This is a genomic window from Achromobacter sp. FW305-C-13, assembly GCF_058783475.1.
Genome location: NZ_JBYSYN010000001.1, coordinates 203,315 through 220,394 on the forward strand (window position 1 = coordinate 203,315; position 17,080 = coordinate 220,394).

15 protein-coding genes are annotated in these 17,080 nt (G+C 67.4%); 13 read left to right on the forward strand and 2 right to left on the reverse strand.

Annotated features, from left to right (window positions below):
* Nucleotides 1-3: 3 nt before the first annotated feature.
* Nucleotides 4-1,152 carry an acyl-CoA dehydrogenase family protein gene (locus AC3WMU_RS00965; RefSeq protein WP_492281656.1) on the reverse strand — a complete coding sequence of 383 codons (1,149 nt, stop codon included), beginning with the start codon at nucleotides 1,150-1,152 and terminating at the stop codon, nucleotides 4-6.
* A gap of 231 nt (nucleotides 1,153-1,383) precedes the next feature.
* On the opposite strand from AC3WMU_RS00965, the gene AC3WMU_RS00970 reads away from it, so the two are divergent.
* On the forward strand, nucleotides 1,384-2,184 hold the full coding sequence (locus tag AC3WMU_RS00970; RefSeq protein ID WP_427962466.1) for a crotonase/enoyl-CoA hydratase family protein: 801 nt from the start codon (nucleotides 1,384-1,386) through the stop codon (nucleotides 2,182-2,184).
* Nucleotides 2,185-2,249: 65 nt separating this feature from the next.
* Complete coding sequence (bktB, locus tag AC3WMU_RS00975) at nucleotides 2,250-3,431, forward strand: beta-ketothiolase BktB (protein ID WP_006225632.1); 1,182 nt, start codon at nucleotides 2,250-2,252, stop codon at nucleotides 3,429-3,431.
* 64 nt (nucleotides 3,432-3,495) lie between these two features.
* On the opposite strand, the gene AC3WMU_RS00980 is transcribed toward bktB, so the two are convergent.
* A complete protein-coding gene (locus AC3WMU_RS00980) occupies nucleotides 3,496-4,269 on the reverse strand; it encodes an IclR family transcriptional regulator (protein ID WP_006225633.1) in 774 nt (257 codons plus the stop codon).
* A gap of 113 nt (nucleotides 4,270-4,382) precedes the next feature.
* On the opposite strand from AC3WMU_RS00980, the gene AC3WMU_RS00985 reads away from it, so the two are divergent.
* The 11 genes from AC3WMU_RS00985 (at nucleotide 4,383) to AC3WMU_RS01035 (ending at nucleotide 17,052) form a co-directional block, all read left to right on the forward strand.
* Nucleotides 4,383-5,186, forward strand: a complete 804-nt coding sequence (locus AC3WMU_RS00985; RefSeq protein WP_492281657.1) for an enoyl-CoA hydratase — start codon at nucleotides 4,383-4,385, stop codon at nucleotides 5,184-5,186.
* A complete protein-coding gene (locus tag AC3WMU_RS00990) occupies nucleotides 5,183-7,267 on the forward strand; it encodes an acetate--CoA ligase family protein (protein WP_492281658.1) in 2,085 nt (694 codons plus the stop codon). The genes AC3WMU_RS00985 and AC3WMU_RS00990 overlap by 4 nt, the downstream gene beginning before the upstream one ends.
* 54 nt (nucleotides 7,268-7,321) lie before the next feature.
* Nucleotides 7,322-8,290, forward strand: coding sequence for a Bug family tripartite tricarboxylate transporter substrate binding protein (locus tag AC3WMU_RS00995; protein WP_035213480.1), 969 nt, complete (start codon nucleotides 7,322-7,324; stop codon nucleotides 8,288-8,290).
* A 5-nt stretch (nucleotides 8,291-8,295) separates the two neighbouring features.
* Entirely contained in the window at nucleotides 8,296-9,480 is a 1,185-nt protein-coding gene (locus tag AC3WMU_RS01000) for an acyl-CoA dehydrogenase family protein (protein WP_492281659.1), read from the forward strand.
* Nucleotide 9,481: 1 nt separating this feature from the next.
* Nucleotides 9,482-10,534, forward strand: coding sequence for an acyl-CoA dehydrogenase family protein (locus tag AC3WMU_RS01005; protein WP_454677405.1), 1,053 nt, complete (start codon nucleotides 9,482-9,484; stop codon nucleotides 10,532-10,534).
* An 80-nt stretch (nucleotides 10,535-10,614) separates the two neighbouring features.
* The gene (locus AC3WMU_RS01010; protein WP_006225639.1) at nucleotides 10,615-11,385 is read left to right on the forward strand and encodes a class I SAM-dependent methyltransferase; all 771 of its coding nucleotides are present in this window, start codon (nucleotides 10,615-10,617) and stop codon (nucleotides 11,383-11,385) included.
* Between the two features lie 126 nt (nucleotides 11,386-11,511).
* Nucleotides 11,512-12,264, forward strand: a complete 753-nt coding sequence (locus AC3WMU_RS01015) for a GntR family transcriptional regulator (RefSeq protein WP_006225640.1) — start codon at nucleotides 11,512-11,514, stop codon at nucleotides 12,262-12,264.
* A complete protein-coding gene (locus tag AC3WMU_RS01020; protein ID WP_280026758.1) occupies nucleotides 12,215-13,531 on the forward strand; it encodes a malonyl-CoA decarboxylase domain-containing protein in 1,317 nt (438 codons plus the stop codon). The genes AC3WMU_RS01015 and AC3WMU_RS01020 overlap by 50 nt, the downstream gene beginning before the upstream one ends.
* Nucleotides 13,532-13,578: 47 nt before the next feature.
* Nucleotides 13,579-14,370, forward strand: a complete 792-nt coding sequence (locus AC3WMU_RS01025) for an enoyl-CoA hydratase/isomerase family protein (RefSeq protein WP_006225642.1) — start codon at nucleotides 13,579-13,581, stop codon at nucleotides 14,368-14,370.
* A 5-nt stretch (nucleotides 14,371-14,375) separates the two neighbouring features.
* Nucleotides 14,376-15,917: a malonate--CoA ligase gene (locus AC3WMU_RS01030; RefSeq protein ID WP_424624880.1), complete on the forward strand. Its 1,542-nt coding sequence runs from the start codon at nucleotides 14,376-14,378 to the stop codon at nucleotides 15,915-15,917.
* 163 nt (nucleotides 15,918-16,080) lie between these two features.
* Nucleotides 16,081-17,052: a Bug family tripartite tricarboxylate transporter substrate binding protein gene (locus AC3WMU_RS01035; RefSeq protein WP_006225644.1), complete on the forward strand. Its 972-nt coding sequence runs from the start codon at nucleotides 16,081-16,083 to the stop codon at nucleotides 17,050-17,052.
* The last annotated feature ends 28 nt before the right edge of the window (nucleotides 17,053-17,080 follow it).

Below are 17,080 nucleotides of genomic sequence, written 5' to 3' on the forward strand. Positions count from 1 at the left end.
TCCTTATCGAAGGCCAAGACCGCGGGCGATGATGCCGCGAAGTATTTCGCGCGTGCCGCCGCGCAAGGAAAAGGTGGGGCTGACCTGTTCCAGGTACGCCAGCGTGCGTAGCAGCGGCAACGGGGGCGGCACATCGGGGCGGCGGCCCAGCGCATCGCCGATCAAGCGCGGAATAAGCTGTTCCAGTTCCGTGCCCAGGTCTTTGACCAGCGCGGCTTCCGTTGCGGGGCTGCCGCCCGCCGCCAGCTTGCCCGCCACCGACAGCGACATGGCGCGCAGCACCGCCATCTGCGACAGGATGCTGCCCAGCGTGGCGCGGTCGCCGGCGTTGTCCGACAAGCCGCGGCAATGCGTCAACCAGCACTCGAGCAGCGCGATGCTGGAATACAGGCGTTCGGGGCCACTGCGCTCGAACGCGAGTTCGGCGTTCACCTGGGCCCAGCCCGCACCCGCTTCGCCGATCAGCGCGTCGTGGGGCAGTTCGACGTTGTCGAAGAACACTTCCGAAAAGTGGGCATCGCCCGCCAGGTCTTCGATGGGGCGGATGGAAACGCCGGGCAGCGCCAGGTCCACGATGAGTTGCGACAGCCCTTGGTGGCGGTCGTCCGCGGTGCCGGAGGTGCGCACGAGCGCAATCATGTAGTGCGAGCGGTGCGCGTTGGTTGTCCAGATCTTGCTGCCGTTCAGGCGCCAGCCGTCAGCCACGGGCTCGGCGCGGCTGCGGATGCTGGCCAGGTCGGAACCGGATCCCGGTTCGCTCATGCCGATGCAGAAGAATGCCTCGGCCCGGCAGATGCGGGGCAGGTAGAACGCCTGTTGGTCCGCCGTGCCGTATTTGTGGATCAGCGGCGCGCTTTGGCGGTCCGCGATCCAGTGGGCCGACACCGGCGCACCCGCCCCCAGCAATTCTTCCGACAGCACGAAGCGCGCGAAGTGGCCGCGCGCCGCGCCGCCATGTTCCCGCGGCAGGGTCAGGCCCAGCCAGCCGCGCTCGGCCAACTGGCGGCTGAAGGCCGCGTCGTATCCCATCCAGGACCGCGCGCGCTCGTCGGGCTCCAGGCCGTCAAGCGCGTCGGCAAGAAAGGCGCGCACCTCGGCGCGCAGGGCTTCATCCTCGGGCGGGATGGCGATGAGTTCCAGCGTATCGATCATGGGGCCTCCGGTGCCGCGCCGGCCCGTCAGGGGCACACTGACGGGGGGCTACGGCCACTATCCCGGAGCGCGACGGCGGCCGTCCAATATTATTTTTGGGATTTTCGATACCGATTTCGTATCACCAACGCCAAAACTAATATTGGACGACGTCCGCCGCCACGCCTACGCTGCGGAATCGGTCTTCGCGCACGGCGGCTGACCCGGCATCTTCAACATGGGGAGACAGGCATGACGGAACTTGTGCACTACGAGCAAAGCGCGGAGGGCGTTGTGACGCTGACGCTAGACGATCCGGCCACGCGCAATGCACTGACCGGCAGCGGCATCGTGGACCAGCTGCTGGCGGCGTTCGCGCGCATCGAGCGCGACCCGGCTGTGCGCGTGCTGATCCTGACGGCGGCCGGCAACGTGTTTTCTTCCGGCGGCAACATCAACGATATGCAGCGGCAGATCGGCCCCGAGGTCGGCAGCGCTGCCTTGCGCCAGGAATACCGCCACGGCATCCAGCGCCTGCCGCTGGCCCTGCATGCCTTGGAAGTGCCGACGATTGCCGCCGTCAATGGTCCTGCCGTCGGCGCGGGCTGCGATCTGGCCTGCATGTGCGACGTGCGCATTGCCGCGGAAGGGGCGAGCTTCGCAGAAAGTTTCGTCAAACTGGGGATCGTGCCCGGGGACGGCGGCGCCTGGTTCCTGCCGCGGCTGATCGGGTCGGCGCGGGCGGCTGAAATGTCGTTTACCGGCGACGCCATCGACGCGGGCACGGCGCTGGATTGGGGGCTGGTGTCGCGGGTGGTGCCGGCGGTCGAGCTGCTGCCCGCCGCCCATGCGCTGGCCGCGCGCATGGCGGCGAATTCCCCCGATGCGGTACGGCTGACCAAGCGCCTGCTGCGCGAAAGCCAGCATGTGCGGCTGGATACCTTGCTGGAGCTGTCGGCGGCGTACCAGGCGCTGGCGCACAAGACCGACGCGCACGCGCAGGCGGTGGGCGCCTTCATCGCGCAGCGCGCCGCGCGCAAGCCCCGCGGCTGAGGCGGGGAACGATCTGAGGCGGCTGGCCGGCGGTATGATGGAACGCATTACAAGGAGGAAACACCATGAATGAAGTCATCGTCGCTTCGGCCGTCCGCACCGCCATCGGCGACTTCGGGGGCGCGCTGAAAGACGTGCCGCCGTGCGACCTGGGCGCCACCGTCATCCGTGCCGCGCTGGAACGCGCCGGCGTCAAGGGCGACGAAGTCGGCCATGTCGCGGTCGGCCACGTCATCAATACCGAACCGCGCGACATGTACCTGTCGCGCGTGGCCGCCATGAACGCCGGCATCGCCAAGGAAACCCCTGCCTTCAACGTCAACCGGCTGTGCGGTTCGGGCCTGCAGGCCATCGTGTCGGCAGCGCAGACCATCCTGCTGGGCGACGCCGAGATCGCGATCGGCGCAGGCGCAGAAAGCATGAGCCGTGCTCCCTACATCGTGCCGTCGCAGCGCTGGGGCGCCCGCATGGGCGACAGCGTCATGCTGGACATGATGACCGGCGCGCTGTCGGATCCGTTCGGCCGCATGCACATGGGCGTCACCGCCGAGAACGTGGCGGCCAAGTTCGGCATCAGCCGCCAGGACCAGGACGCGCTGGCTGCGGAATCGCATCGCCGCGCGGCAGCCGCCATCGACGCTGGCTACTTCCGCGACCAGATCGTGCCGGTGGTGCAGAAGACGCGCAAGGGCGAAGTCGTGTTCGACACCGATGAGCACGTGCGCCGCGATGTATCGGCGGCCACCATGGCTACGCTCAAGCCGGTCTTCCAGAAAGAGAACGGCACGGTCACGGCAGGCAACGCGTCGGGCCTGAACGACGGCGCGGGCGCCGTGGTGCTGATGAACGCCTCGCTGGCAGCCAAGCGCGGCATCAAGCCGCTGGCCCGCCTGGTCGCCTACGCCCATGCAGGCGTCGACCCCGACATCATGGGCATCGGCCCCGTACCGGCCACGCAAGCCGCGCTCAAGCGCGCCGGCCTGACCGTGGACCAGCTGGACGTCATCGAAGCCAACGAAGCTTTCGCGGCGCAGGCCTGCGCCGTGTCGCGCGAGCTGAAGCTGGATCCGGCCAAGGTCAATCCGAACGGCAGCGGCATCGGCCTGGGCCATCCCATCGGCGCGACCGGCGCGATCATCACCGTCAAGGCGCTGCACGAACTGCAACGCGTGGGCGGGCGCTACGCGCTGGTGACGATGTGCATCGGCGGCGGGCAAGGCATCGCCGCCATCTTCGAGCGCATTTAAGCGCCTGGCCATCCAGGCGCTTTGACTCGACCGCGTTCCGCCGCCAGCGGCGGAACGCGCCGCCTCAAGCGTGGCCCAGGTAGTCCTGGGCCCACGCCAGGCACTCGGCGCGCAGCAGCGCGCCCATCTGCACACGGCGTGGCCCGTCCAGCCGGCTGCTGATCGCCCCGAAGCTGAACGCCACCCAGGTCAGTTCCGATACCGGGAACGCCACCCCCACCCCTGATACGCCCGGCGTGATCGTATCCACGATCTCGGAATAACCGGCCGTGCGCGTCTGCTTCACGGCCTTCATCAAGGCGCTGCTGGACACGCCGATCTGCGCGTAGCTGGCCGCGTGGCGGGCGTATAGCGACGCGATGTCCTCGTCCGGCAGGCTGGCCATCAGTGCCAGGCCGCCGGCGCCCACGCCCAGCAGGCGTCGTTCGCCCTGGTCGATCGTGAACACTTTCACCGGAAACGACCCGGCTTCCCGCAACAGGCACAGGGCGTAGTCGCCCTGGCGGATGACCAGAAACACCGTATCGCCGGACAGGCGCGCCAGCTTTTGCGCGAAGGGGCGCAGCGCGTCCAGCAAGGGCGTACGCCGTAGCGCAGCAAACCCCAACTGCATGGAATCCACGCCCAGCCGGTACCGCCGGGTCTTGTTGTCGCGTTCGGCGAACTGTTCTTCCAGCAGGCAGCTCAGCAGCCGGTGCGCGGTCGACCGTTCCAGGCCGGTGGCACCCATCACGCCTTGCAGGTCGATGCCGTCTTCCTGGTGTTGAGCCAGCACGCGCAGCAGCCCAAGCGCGCGGCGCATGCTCTGCGTGCCGTCGGTGGCAGTTAGTTTGTTCATATTATGGGAAATATTATTCGAATATTTTGTATTCTAGGATTTAAGGTGCGTTAATTCAATCCAGTCGATCCGCGCCGGTGTCGAGCGCGGGCATAGCAAGAGACGAGGAGACTATGGAATACGCCACCCTGGCCGTCGAGCGCTTTGACTCGGTATGCCGCATCAGCCTGGCGCGCGAGTCCGCGCGCAATGCCCAAAGCCAGCAGATGCTGGATGAACTGGACGACGCCCTGACGCGCGCCGAGCAAGACGATTCGGTGCGGGTCGTGGTGCTGGCCGGACGCGGCGCGCATTTTTCGGCGGGCCACGACCTGAAGGAAGCCCAGGCCAAGCGCGCCGACTTCACCGTGGAAGAGCGCTGGGACTACGAGTCGCGCCGCTATTACGGCTATTGCCTGCGCATCTGGGACTTTCCGAAACCGACCGTTGCCCAGGTACAGGGTGCCTGCGTCGCCGGCGGATTCATGATCGCCAACATGTGCGACCTGGTAGTGTGTTCCGACACGGCATACTTTTCGGATCCGGTGGGCCACACCTTGGCAGCCGCCGCCACCGAAGTGCTGATCCATCCGTGGGTAATGGGCCTGCGCAAGGCCAAGGAAATGCTCTACACCGGCGAGAAGGTCGACGCGCAGGAAGCGCTGCGCATCGGCATGGTGAACCGCGTCGTGTCCGAGGCCGAACTGGATGAGGCCACGCTGGCGTTGGCGCGGCGCATCGCGCAGGCGCCGCCGTTCGGCCTGCGCCTGATCAAGCGGTCGCTGAACCGTACCGCGGACGCCCAAGGGTTCCGTACGGCGCTGTCGGCGCACTTCGACACGCACCAGCTCTCGCACCTGAGCGAGGAATTCCAGGCGGTGCGCGAGCGCGGGCTCGCCCAAGCCATCCAGCGCAACAAGAAGGGCGAGGCCGCATGAGAAGGCCCTTGGATTGCCTGCTGAACCCGGGGTCCATCGCCATGATCGGCGCCAGCGCGAATGCCGGCCGCATCGGCGGCATGCCCCTGGAACTCCTGACCCGCTTCGGTTACGCCGGCGGCATCTATCCCGTGAACCCCAAGTATCAGGAAGTGTTCGGCAAGCGTTGCTGGCCGGACATCGAAGCCGTGCCTGAACCGGTGGACCTGGCCGTGCTGGCGATCGGCGCTGCCGAGGTCACGCCCATGCTGCGCCGCTGCCACGCCAAAGGCGTGCGCGCCGCCATTGTCTATGCCGCCGGCTTTGCCGAGGCGGGCGGCGAGGGTGCGCGCTTGCAGGACGAACTGGAAGCCTTCGTCGCCGAAAGCGGTATGGCCGTGGCGGGTCCGAACTGCATGGGATTCGCCAACCTGAACACGCAGGCGCACACGGCGTTTGCCTCGGTCTTCAAGACGGCGCCGGCGCAAACCGGCCCGGGCGTCGTCAGCCTGCTGACGCAAAGCGGCAACGTCTGTGCGGCGGTGTACGCCATCGCGCGCAGGCTGGACCTGCCGTTTTCGCACTTTATCAATACCGGCAATGAAGCGTGCCTGGATTTTTCGCAGTACCTGGAATATCTGGCGGCCGATCCACAGACGGAAATCGTGCTGGGCTACATCGAGCAGTTGCGCGACGGCGACCGCTTCGTGCGCGCCTGCCGCGAGCTTGAGCGTCAGGGCAAGCTGCTGATCGCGCTGAAGGCGGGCAGTACCGACAAGGGCGCGCAGGCGGTGCGGTCCCACACCTCCGCCCTGGCGGGGGACCGGCGCGTGTACGCGGCGGCCTTCCGCCAGTTGAACGTCATCGAGGCGTCGGACTTCGCACAGATGGCGCATCTGGCCAGCCTGGCGATGCTGCGCCACCGCAGCGCGGGAAAACGGGTCGCCGTGCTGACGATGTCGGGCGCGCTGGGCGCGATCCTGGCCGACAAGTTCATCGGCGCGGGGCTGGACCTGCCCGATCTGCCCGAATCCCTGCAAGCGGTGCTGCGCGGCGGTATTCCCGATTACGGCATGGTCGGCAACCCGGTGGACGTGACGGGTAACGTAGTCAACGATCCGGACTTCGTGCGTACCGTGCTGCAGGCGCTGGCGACGACGGACGCGATCGACGCGGTGGTGGTCTATGCGCCGGGTTACATGCTGGACCGCATGGCGGACGCGCTGGCAGAGGCTTCGCGCCAGCACGCGCGCTTGTTCGTCGCGATCGATACCGGCCTGGCGCAAAGCCGCGCCGCCTTGCGCGAGGCGGAAGTCGCCGTGTTCGAAGACCTGGGGCAAGCCGTGTCCGCTCTGGCGCCGTACCTGCTGTGGTGCGAAGCGCGCGGCGCCAAGCGCATCGCGCCGATGCCGCGCCTGGACGCGGCGCCCGTGCCGGCGCTGCCCTGCAATGAAGTCGAGGCGCGTGCATACGTGGCCGCTTTCGGACTGCCGCAGGCGATGGCGCCTGCCGCGCGCGACGCTGGCGAGGCAGTAGCCCAGGCGCGCGCCGCGGGCTATCCCGTGGCGCTGAAGATACTGAGCCCCGACATCGCGCACAAGACCGAAGCCGGCGGCGTGGCGCTGGGGCTGGCCGACGACGCGGCGGTCCAGGCGGCTTGCGCCCAGGTGCGCCAGTCCGCCAGCCAGGCGCAGCCCGATGCGCGCATCGACGGCGTGATGGTGCAGAAGATGGAGCGCGGCGTGGCCGAAATCATCGTGGGCGCCACGCGCGATCCCGTGTTCGGCCCGGTCCTGACCGTGGGCCTGGGCGGCGTGCTGACCGAGCTGTACCAGGACACCAGCCACCGCTTGCTGCCCGTGGATGAGGACATCGCCTTGCAGATGCTGCGCGAACTCAAGGCGTACCCGCTGCTGGACGGTTACCGGGGAAAACCCCGCGCCGATCTGGCTGCGGCATGCCGAAGCATCGTCGCCGTGGGCAATGCCCTGCTTGCGGCGCCCGCCGAAGTGGCAGAAATTGAAGTGAATCCATTGCTGATCAAAGAGGCAGGACAAGGCGTCGCGGTGCTGGACGCGCTGATCCTGCCCGCAACCCCGTAGCGCGAACACGCAATCACGCAACCTCGCGCAGCGTATCCCCAGGAGGAGACAAGCATGATGAAGAGACTATTGGCCGGCGTCGCGCTGGCCTGCATCGGCGTCGCGAACCCGGCGCTTGCCCAGGATCCGTATCCCACCCGTCCCGTACGCATCGTAGTGCCGTTTTCGCCGGGCGGCGCGGCGGACATCATGAGCCGACTGCTGGCCGAACGCCTGACGGCGAAGCTGGGGCAGACCGTGATTGTCGAGAACAAGCCGGGCGGTGGGACGATGATCGCGTCCGACTACGTGTCGCGCGCCGAGCCCGACGGCTACACCTTGCTGATGGCGGCGTCGTCGCTGGGCATTGCGCCCAGCATCTACGCCAAGGTCAACTACGACCCCATCAAGGACTTCGCGCCGGTCAGCCAGGTGGCGTCGGTCGTGCACGTGCTGGAAGTGCATCCGTCGATCCCGGCCAAGAACGTGGGGGAACTGATCGTCTACCTGAAGGCCAACCCGGGCAAGGTCAGCTACGGCTCGGTCGGCACCGGCAGCTCGACGCACCTGGAAGCCGAACTCTTCAACAGCATGGCGGGCACGCAGATGGCGCATATCCCGTACAAGGGTAGCGCGCCCGCGCTGAACGATCTGGTGGCCGGACGCATCCAGGTGATGTTCGACGCCTGGGCGTCGTCGGGCCCCTTCGTCAAGGACGGCAAGCTGCGTGCGCTGGCCGTGACCACGACGCGGCAGTCGGCCTCGGTGCCGGACCTGCCGACGGTGGCGGCCTCGGGCTTGCCGGGTTATTCGGCCATGCCGTGGCTGGGCCTGGTGGCCCCCGCGCGCACGCCGCAGCCGGTGATCGACAAGCTCTACCAGAACCTGGCGCAGATCCTCGCGCAACCCGATGTGAAGGCGCAGTTCGTGGGACTGGGGCTGGACATCATCGGCAGCGATCCCAAGACGTTTTCCGCCTTCATCCGGCAAGACGTGACCACCTGGGCCAAGGTGGCGCGCGAGTCCAACATCCGCCTGGAGTAGTACGCATGAGTCGATGGGAGAGCGCGGCGCAGGATGACGCCGCTTTCCGCCAGGAACTGCGCGGCTGGCTGGCTTCGGCCTATGCCCGTTTTGCCCGGGATTGGCCGGGCGGCGCGGCGCCGCGCGACCTGGATTTTCGGCGCGCCTGGGAAGACACCCTGTGCGCCAATGGCTGGTCCGGCCTGGGGTGGCCAAAGGCGTACGGCGGGCAGGACTTGCCGCTGTCGCGCCAGGCCGTGTTCCATGAAGAGCATGCGCGCTGCGGTGCGCCGTTGGGCGTGAACCTGATCGGTCACGGCATTCTGGCGCCGACCTTGCTGCACTTTGGCACCGAGCCGCAAAAGCGGCGTTTCCTGCCCGGCATCCTGGCCAACCGCGAGGTCTGGTGTCAGGGGTATTCGGAGCCGGGCGCCGGGTCCGACCTGGCATCGGTGCGCACGCGCGCAGAAGCGGTGGCGGGCGGCTACCGGCTGAATGGCCACAAGATCTGGACGTCGTTCGCCGACCGCGCGCAGTGGTGCTTCGTCCTGGCGCGCACCGATCCGCAGGCGCCCAAGCACCGTGGCCTGAGTTTCCTGCTGGTAGACATGCGCAGCCCTGGCGTTCGCGTGGAACCCATCAGGCAGATCACCGGCGAAGCCGAATTCTGCGAGGTGTTCTTCGAGGACGTCTTCGTGCCGCAGGACCTGCTGCTGGGAGAGGCGAACCAGGGCTGGAAAGTGGCGATGGCCGCCGCCAGCTTCGAGCGCGGCACCTACTTCATTCCCCGTCTGGTGCGCTTTGCCCAGGAGCTGGCTGTGGTGCGCCGCCTGGCGCTGCGCCCCGATGCGTACGGGCACGTGCCGGCCTCGTCCGCGGCCGTCCGCCACAAGTGGGCGCGGCTGGCGGCCGACAGCCATGTGCTGGCGCTGAAATCGCAGCGCGCGCTAAGCGCCGCCATGCGGGGCGACCCGCCCGGCCCGGAAGGCTCATCCACCAAGATCCACTGGAGCGAGGCGCACCAGCGCCTGCTGGAACTGTCGATGCAACTGCTGGGCGAAACGGCTTGCCTGGCGGAGGGCGCTGACGAGCAAGCGGCGGCGCTGGCGCATGCCTACCTGTGGTCGCGCGCGGAAACCATTCTTGCCGGCACGTCCGAGATCCAGCGAAACATCATCGCCGAGCAAATGCTGGGCTTGCCCAAAGGCTGACATGACTTTGCCCCTGACTGAAGACCAGCGCATGCTGCAAGACGCGGCGCAGCGCTTCCTGGCCGATCGCCATCCGCCTGCCGTGGCGCGCGGCGCGGGTGGCCCCGCGGCTGAGGCCCGGCTGGCCCTGTGGGCCGACATCGCGGCGCAAGGCTGGCCCGCGCTGCTGGCGCCCACCGCGTCCGACGGCCTGGGATTGGGCCTGCGCGAAGCCTGGATCGTGGCCGAGGCCGCCGGGCGGCATCTGCTCAGCCTGCCGCTGGTGGCCAATATGGTCGTGCTGCCCACCTTGTGCGAGGCCGGCCTGGAGGGCGCACCCGCGCAATGGGCGCGCACGATGATGGAAGGCGGCGCGTATTTCGCCGACGCGGCGTTGCGCCCGGATGGGTCCGCCTTTTTCGAGGGCGCGGGCGACGGCGTGCCGGCGCTTGCGGTGCGCAACATCGGCCCGCAGGCCTTGCGGCTGGAGCGGTATGCGCCGGCGACGGGCGTCGCGGGCCTGGATCCCACGATGCCGGTGGCTCAGGTGGCGCGCCCCGAATTGCTGGATCGCATCGATGTGCAGGTCAATGCCGGCACCTGGCAGCGGCTGCGGACGCGGCTGTGCCTGCTGCGCTCGGCCGAATTGCTGGGCGCGGCATCCGCCGCGCTGGACATGGCCGCGGCTTATGCCCGCGAGCGCCGCCAGTTCGACCGCGCCATCGGCGCCAACCAGGCGATCAAGCATCGCCTGGCCGATGACTGGATGGCGCTGGATGACGCGCGGCTTGCCGGCATGGCGGCGGCGTCGGCGCACGATGCCAGGGATTTTTCCGCCGATCGCGACAGCCTGTACGTGCCCTTGCTGGCGGTGGAGGGCGGGCGTCGCGCTGCGCAGAATGCCATCCAGGTGCATGGCGCGATGGGCGTGACCTGGGAATGCGACGTCCACTTGTATCTGAAGCGGGTGTTGCGCCTGTCGGCCAGCCTGCATGCCGAGGCGTCTTGCGCGGAGCTGCTGGAGCGAATCTGGGATGGCGCGGCAGAGGAAGAGGCGGTCGCTTCCGCCATCTGATGCGAGGCGGAGGTATCGCGTCTGATGGCGGACTGGGCGGGCCGCCTGACGCCAGGCGGCGTCCGACCTACAATCCCGCCATGAATAAATCGAACTTCCCCTCTGAATTGGACCAGCCGACGCTGTCCGAAGTGGATGGCGTCCGCTATCTGCACTTCAACACCGAATGGGTCCAGGGTGCGATGCGCATCAAGAATCCGTCGGAACTGGTGCTGGAATACACCGGGCAGATGATGGCCTGGCTGCTGTTCCTGGAACCGCCCAAGGAAGAGGCCATCGGCATGCTGGGCCTGGGCGCGGGATCGCTCGTGCGGTTCTGCGTGAAGCACACGCGCAGCCCGTTGCTGGCGGTGGAATGGAACCCGCGCGTGACGGCGGCTTGCCACATGTTCTTCCGCCTGCCGGGCGAAAACCGGCTGACGGTCGAGCACGCGGATGCCGGAGCATGGGTGGCCGACCCGATGAACGCCGGACGCTGCCCGGTGCTGATGGTCGACCTGTATGACGCCGCGGCCCAAGGGCCGGTGCGCGACAGCGTGAAGTTCTACCGCGACTGCCGCCGTGTACTGGGGGATGTGGGGGTGCTGGCGGTCAACCTGTTTGGCCGCCACGACAGCTTCGGCAAGAACATCGACAACCTGTCCAAGGCGTTCGATGACCGCGTGGTGCTGCTGCCGGAAATCGACGCGGGCAACCAGATCGTGCTGGCCTTTTCGGGCCCCAGCCTGGCGATCACCCCGGCGGAACTGCTGGAACGCGCCGAGGTCGTGGAAGCCAAGTACGGCCTGCCCGCGCGTCGCTGGGCGCGGGCGCTGACCCGTCACGCCGTGGACGGCGTGCTGCATTTCTAACGCGCGGGCGCCCAAAATCTTATTAGGGTAGTCACGGGGCGGAAGGGGGTTTACCTTTCCGCCCGCCGGGCTCTATCATGGGCTTATTCATAATTATGAATTACGGCGCAGCCAAAGCCGTCCCCCATGAGCCAACCTATCGTCCGTCAAGCCCTGTACCTGGAAGTCGCGGATCGGCTGCGCGCCATGATCCATGCGCGCGCGCTGAGCAACGGCGAATGGATTGACGAAATGCGGCTGGCGGGCGAGCTGGGCATTTCCCGCACCCCCCTGCGCGAAGCCTTGAAGGTGCTGGCCACCGAAGGGCTGGTGCGGCTGGAACCGCGGCGTGGATGCTTCGTCAACGAACTGTCCACGCAAGACCTGGAAGACATCTTTCCGCTGATGGCCATGCTGGAAGGGCGCTGCGCCTTCGAGGCCGCACGCAAGGCCAGCGACGCGGAACTGGCGGCGCTTGAGCCCCTGCACGCCGAACTGGCGGGCCATGCCAAGGCCGGCCGCATCGACGCCTATTACCAGACCAACTACCTGATCCACGAAGCCGTGCAGGCCTTGTCGGGCAACCAGTGGCTGACGGACATGGTGGGCAACCTGCGCAAGGTGCTTAGCCTGTCGCGGCACCGCAGCCTGGCGCGGCCGGGTCGCATCGAACAGTCCTGCGCCGAACACCTGGCCATCTTCGCCGCCTTAAAAGCGCATGACAGCGACGCCGCGCAGGCGCTCGCGCACACCCATTTGATGCGGCAGCTGGAAGCGCTGCGCGCATTAGCCAATGAAGACGCCGCCGATCCGGCGTTATCCGATCCCATCGTCATCCAGGAGCCCGCCCATGTCCGTACCCGCCAATCTCGCGCCCGCGCGGGGCGCACGCACGCCTGAGCCCGAGGCCGAAGCGATCGACGCCGCATCGGCCGCCGAAAGCGCCAGCCTGATGACGCGGCTGGGCCGCCTGTGGGAGCGCGGGCGCCTGCCCAGCGAATCCGAAGTGCGGCGCCTGTTCGAGGCGCGCCTGACGGACGTGGCTGCGAACAAGCTGGCGCGCCGCTGGTGCGAGCAGTACAGCGCAGCCGACGGCAAGGACCGCCGGCTGATGCTGGCCGCGTTGGCGCAGGTGCGGGCCACCTACGCGGGCGAGGGCGGCGAAGGCACGCGCTTGTTCAAGCGCTTCAACGCCCAGGCGCAAGGCCTGCGCTTCCTGGTGGAGCTGCGCGCCGACATGCTGCGCTGGCGCAAGCAGGTCGCGGGTATCCAGAGCCTGGACAAAGAGCTCGAAGGCCTCTTGTCGGCCTGGTTCGACGTGGGCCTGCTGGAGCTGCGTCCGCTCACCTGGGATTCGCCGGCGTCGCTGCTGGAAAAATTGATCCTGTACGAAGCCGTGCATGAAATCACGTCGTGGGACGACCTGCGCCGCCGCGTGTCACCCGACCGTCGTTGCTACGCGTACTTCCACCCGCAGATGCCGGGCGTGCCGCTCATCTTTGTGGAAGTGGCGTTTGCCAGCCAGATGGCCGACAACGTGCAGGTGCTGCTGGACAGCACGCTGCCGCCGCAGGACCTGGACAAGGCGCGCTGGGCGATCTTCTATTCCATCTCGAATACGCAACCGGGCTTGAAGGGCATCAGCTTCGGCAACTTCCTGCTCAAGCGCGTGGTCGAGCAATTGCTGGACGAACTGCCCAAGCTGAAGTCGTTCGCCACCTTGTCGCCGATTCCGGGGTTTTCCGACTGGCTCGGCAAGCTGGACGCCGAATCCGTCGAGGCCATCGTGCGTGAAGACAAGGCGCGCGCCAAGGAACGCAAGCGCGAAGGCGTGCCGGACGGGCAGCGCTGGGTGTCGCGTCTGGCCCAGGCTGCGCAAGGCCGCACGTCGGACGTGGTCAAGCGCGCGGGTTTCCGCCTTGCCGCCAGCTATCTGCAATCCATGAAGAACAATTTGCCGCTGGACGCCGTGGCGCGTTTCCACCTGGGCAACGGCGCGCGCATCGAACGCCTGAACTGGGCGGCTGACACGTCGCAGAAGGGGCTCAAGCAGTCTTGCGGCCTGATGGTCAACTATCTGTACGACCTGGACGAGCTGGACACGAATCTGGCCAAGCTGGGCGAAGGCAAGCCGCAAGTCAGCCGCAGCGTGGGCCGCGTGGCCTGACCGCCGGATACCCGGCGCCATCCATCAAGAAGAAAAGGGCAGGGGACATGACGGAAGACGTGACTGGCCGCGTGCGGCTGGAACGCGAGGGGGCGCTGGCCTGGGTGACGCTGTCGCACCCCGGTCGCCTGAACGCGATAACGGTGGGCATGTGGCGTGAACTGCAAGATGTGTTCACGCAGCTTGCCGCCGACGACGCCCTGCGCTGCGTGATCGTGCGCGGCGAGGGCGGCAACTTCGCCGCGGGCGCGGACATCCGCGAGTTTCCTGCCCAGCGCGCCGATATGGCAGGCGTGCAACGCTATCACCGCGACATCCTGGCGCCCGCGCTGCGGGCCGTGGCCCAATGCCCGCATCCCGTCATCGCGCAGATCGAAGGCGTGTGCGTGGGCGGGGGTCTGGAGATCGCCAGCCAATGCGACCTGCGCATCGCAGGGGCGTCGGCGCGCTTCGGCGTACCCATCAACCGGCTGGGCTTTCCCATGGCGCCCGATGAAATGCGCGGGCTGCTGGCGCTGGCCGGCCGTGCGGCCACGCTGGCCATCCTGCTGGAAGGCCGCGTGTTCGGCGCCGAAGAGGCGCAAGGACTGGGCCTCCTGACCCGCATCGTGGCGGATGATCAGGTTGCCGAGGCCACGCGCCGCAGCGCCGACCGCATCGCCCAGGGCGCGCCGCTGGCCGCCCGCATCAACAAGCGCTTGTCCGCAAGGCTGGCCCAAGGCGGCGCCTTGACCGAGGACGAGTATCAGGATTATTTCTCCTATGCCGAAAGCCGGGACCACAAGGAGGGCGTGCGCGCTTTCCTGGCCGGTGTAGACCCTTCCTTTTCCGGAGACTGACCAAGGTGAGCAACGCCAACCTCTATGCTGTCCTGCAAGGCGGCTTTCCCGAAGACCGCAGCAAAGTCGCGCTGGAAACGCCCGACCTTGAATACACCTGGGATGACATCGATCGCGCCAGCGCGTGCCTGGCCAACCTGCTGACGTCGCTGGACCTGCCGGCCGGCTCGCGCGTGGCGGTGCAAGTCGAAAAGTCGCCCGAAGCGCTGCTGCTGTACCTGGCCACGCTGCGCGCCGGCCTGGTGTATCTGCCGTTGAACACCGCGTACCGCGAATCAGAGATCGAATACTTCCTGGGCAATGCCGAGCCGGCCGTGGTGGTCTGCGCCAGCAAGAATCGTGACTGGGTACAGCGCGCGGCCGATCGCGCCGGTTGCGCTCACGTCTACACGCTGGACGAGGACCGCACCGGCACGCTGCTGGCGGCCGCCGGCGGCTTGCCGCAAACCTTCAAGACCGTGGCCCGCAAGCCGGATGACCTGGCCGCCATCCTGTACACGTCCGGCACCACCGGCCGCAGCAAGGGCGCGATGCTGTCGCACGGCAACCTGGCGGCCAACGCGCAGGTGCTGCACGAATACTGGGGCTGGCGCGAAGACGACGTGCTGCTGCACATGCTGCCCATCTTCCACGTGCATGGCCTGTTCGTGGCTTCGCACGGCGCCTTGCTGGCCGGCGCCAAGATGATCTGGCTGCCCAAGCTGGATGCCGACCAGGCGCTGCACTACCTGCCGCAAAGCACGGTGATGATGGGGGTGCCGACCTACTACGTGCGCCTTCTGGCGGATCCGCGTTTCGACCGCGCCGTGTGCGCCAAGATGCGCCTGTTCATTTCGGGTTCCGCCCCGCTGCTGGCCGAAACGTTTTCCGACTTCAAGTCCCGCAGCGGCCACGCCATCCTGGAACGCTACGGCATGAGCGAAACCGTCATGCTGACGTCCAACCCCTACGACCCGAAGCTGGGCGAGCGCCTGGCCGGCACGGTTGGACGCGCGCTGCCGGGCGTGCAGGTGCGCGTGGTTGACGACGCGGGCATTGCGCTGGCGCCGGGTGAAATCGGCAACGTGCAGGTGCGCGGCCCCAACGTGTTCTCGGGCTACTGGCGCATGCCGGAAAAGACCCGTGAAGAATTCACGGAAGACGGCTGGTTCAAGACGGGCGATGTGGGCCGCTGGGGCGGGGAATCCGCCGGGCGCGACGTGCCGGCCGACTACCTGTCCATCGTTGGCCGCAGCAAGGACCTGATCATCTCGGGCGGCTTCAACGTCTACCCGAAAGAGATCGAGACCCTGATCGACGACATGCCCGGCGTGGCGGAATCGGCCGTCATCGGCGTGCCGCACGCGGACTTCGGCGAAGCCGTGGTGGCCGTGGTGGTGCCCAAGGACGGCGTGTCGCTGGACGCAGGCGCCATGCAGCTTGAGCTGAAGTCGCGCATCGCGAACTTCAAGGTGCCCAAGCGCGTGCACATCATTGACCAGCTGCCGCGCAACACCATGGGCAAGGTGCAAAAGAACGTGCTGCGCGAAACCTATAAGGCGCTTTGACGCCTGCCAGGATGCCGGTCCCGATGGGCCGGCATTTTTTTATTCAAGGAGGTCCATCCCCACCCAACGCAACGCCGTCCTGGCAGCTTCATTCCATAAGAATTTCAAGAGACGAGACGCACAAAACCGCGCCGTCCCCATGATGCAGCAAAGAGGAGACAACATGACATATCGCAAGACCGCCGCGGCCGTGTTCGCCGTGGCCGCCCTGGGTTTCGGCGGCATCGCCGCCGCGCAATGGCCCGAGCGTCCCATCACGCTGATCGTCCCGTTCCCCGCAGGCGGGGGCACCGACACCTTCGCCCGTCCGCTGGCCCAGCAACTGACCACGCAGTTGGGTCAGGCGGTGGTCATCGACAACAAGGGCGGGGCGGGCGGCACGGTTGGCGCAGGCGTGGCCGCCAAGGCGCGGCCCGACGGCTATACCTTCTTCATGGGCGGCGCGCACCACGCGCTGGCCCCGTCGCTGTACAAGAGCCTGAACTACAACATCCAGAAGGATTTCGTGCCCGTCGCCCTGGTGGCCCAGCCGCCGCAGGTGGTGGTCATCAACGCCACCAAGCTGCCGGTGAAGACCTTGCAGGAATTCATCGACTACGCCAAGAAGCATCCTGGCGAAATCAACTACGGCACGGCCGGCAAAGGCAGCACGCACCACCTGGCCGGCGAACTCTTCGCCATGCAGACCGGGATCAAGCTGGTCGACGTGCCCTACCAGGGCGCGGGTCCGATGCTGTCGGCGCTGATCGGCGGCCAGGTGGACCTGGCGTTCGACGGCTTGGGTTCGTCGTCCGGCCATATCCGCGCGGGCGTGATCAAGCCCTTGGCGGTGGCCGCCACCGAGCGCTCGGCGTCCTTGCCCGATGTCCCGACCGCCGCCGAGGCCGGCGTGCCCAACTACGTCGTGTCGACCTGGTACGCCATCTGGGCGCCGGCCGGCACGCCGAAAGAGGCCGTCGACAAGATGGCCGTGGAAATCACCAAGGCCTTGAACACGCCGAAGATCAAGGAAACCTGGGCCGGCAACGGGTCGTCGATCCCCACGCTGACGGGCGCCGATTTCGGCAAATTCGTCGACAGCGAGGTGGATCGCTGGGCAAAAGTCGTGAAGGATTCCGGCGTCAAGCTGGATTAATGCACTCGCACGGACCGGTTTCCGATTA

What these genes read in the sequence shown, in the direction of transcription:
- AC3WMU_RS01020 (WP_280026758.1), top strand. Translation starts at nt 12,215, where the DNA reads ATGTCCGTACCCGCCAATCTCGCGCCCGCGCGGGGCGCACGCACGCCT.
- AC3WMU_RS01035 (WP_006225644.1), top strand. Translation starts at nt 16,081, where the DNA reads ATGACATATCGCAAGACCGCCGCGGCCGTGTTCGCCGTGGCCGCCCTG.
- AC3WMU_RS01015 (WP_006225640.1), top strand. Translation starts at nt 11,512, where the DNA reads ATGAGCCAACCTATCGTCCGTCAAGCCCTGTACCTGGAAGTCGCGGAT.
- AC3WMU_RS01010 (WP_006225639.1), top strand. Translation starts at nt 10,615, where the DNA reads ATGAATAAATCGAACTTCCCCTCTGAATTGGACCAGCCGACGCTGTCC.
- AC3WMU_RS01000 (WP_492281659.1), top strand. Translation starts at nt 8,296, where the DNA reads ATGAGTCGATGGGAGAGCGCGGCGCAGGATGACGCCGCTTTCCGCCAG.
- AC3WMU_RS00985 (WP_492281657.1), top strand. Translation starts at nt 4,383, where the DNA reads ATGGAATACGCCACCCTGGCCGTCGAGCGCTTTGACTCGGTATGCCGC.
- AC3WMU_RS00965 (WP_492281656.1), bottom strand. Translation starts at nt 1,152, where the DNA reads ATGATCGATACGCTGGAACTCATCGCCATCCCGCCCGAGGATGAAGCC.
- bktB (WP_006225632.1), top strand. Translation starts at nt 2,250, where the DNA reads ATGAATGAAGTCATCGTCGCTTCGGCCGTCCGCACCGCCATCGGCGAC.
- AC3WMU_RS00990 (WP_492281658.1), top strand. Translation starts at nt 5,183, where the DNA reads ATGAGAAGGCCCTTGGATTGCCTGCTGAACCCGGGGTCCATCGCCATG.
- AC3WMU_RS00970 (WP_427962466.1), top strand. Translation starts at nt 1,384, where the DNA reads ATGACGGAACTTGTGCACTACGAGCAAAGCGCGGAGGGCGTTGTGACG.
- AC3WMU_RS01005 (WP_454677405.1), top strand. Translation starts at nt 9,482, where the DNA reads ATGACTTTGCCCCTGACTGAAGACCAGCGCATGCTGCAAGACGCGGCG.
- AC3WMU_RS00980 (WP_006225633.1), bottom strand. Translation starts at nt 4,269, where the DNA reads ATGAACAAACTAACTGCCACCGACGGCACGCAGAGCATGCGCCGCGCG.
- AC3WMU_RS00995 (WP_035213480.1), top strand. Translation starts at nt 7,322, where the DNA reads ATGATGAAGAGACTATTGGCCGGCGTCGCGCTGGCCTGCATCGGCGTC.
- AC3WMU_RS01025 (WP_006225642.1), top strand. Translation starts at nt 13,579, where the DNA reads ATGACGGAAGACGTGACTGGCCGCGTGCGGCTGGAACGCGAGGGGGCG.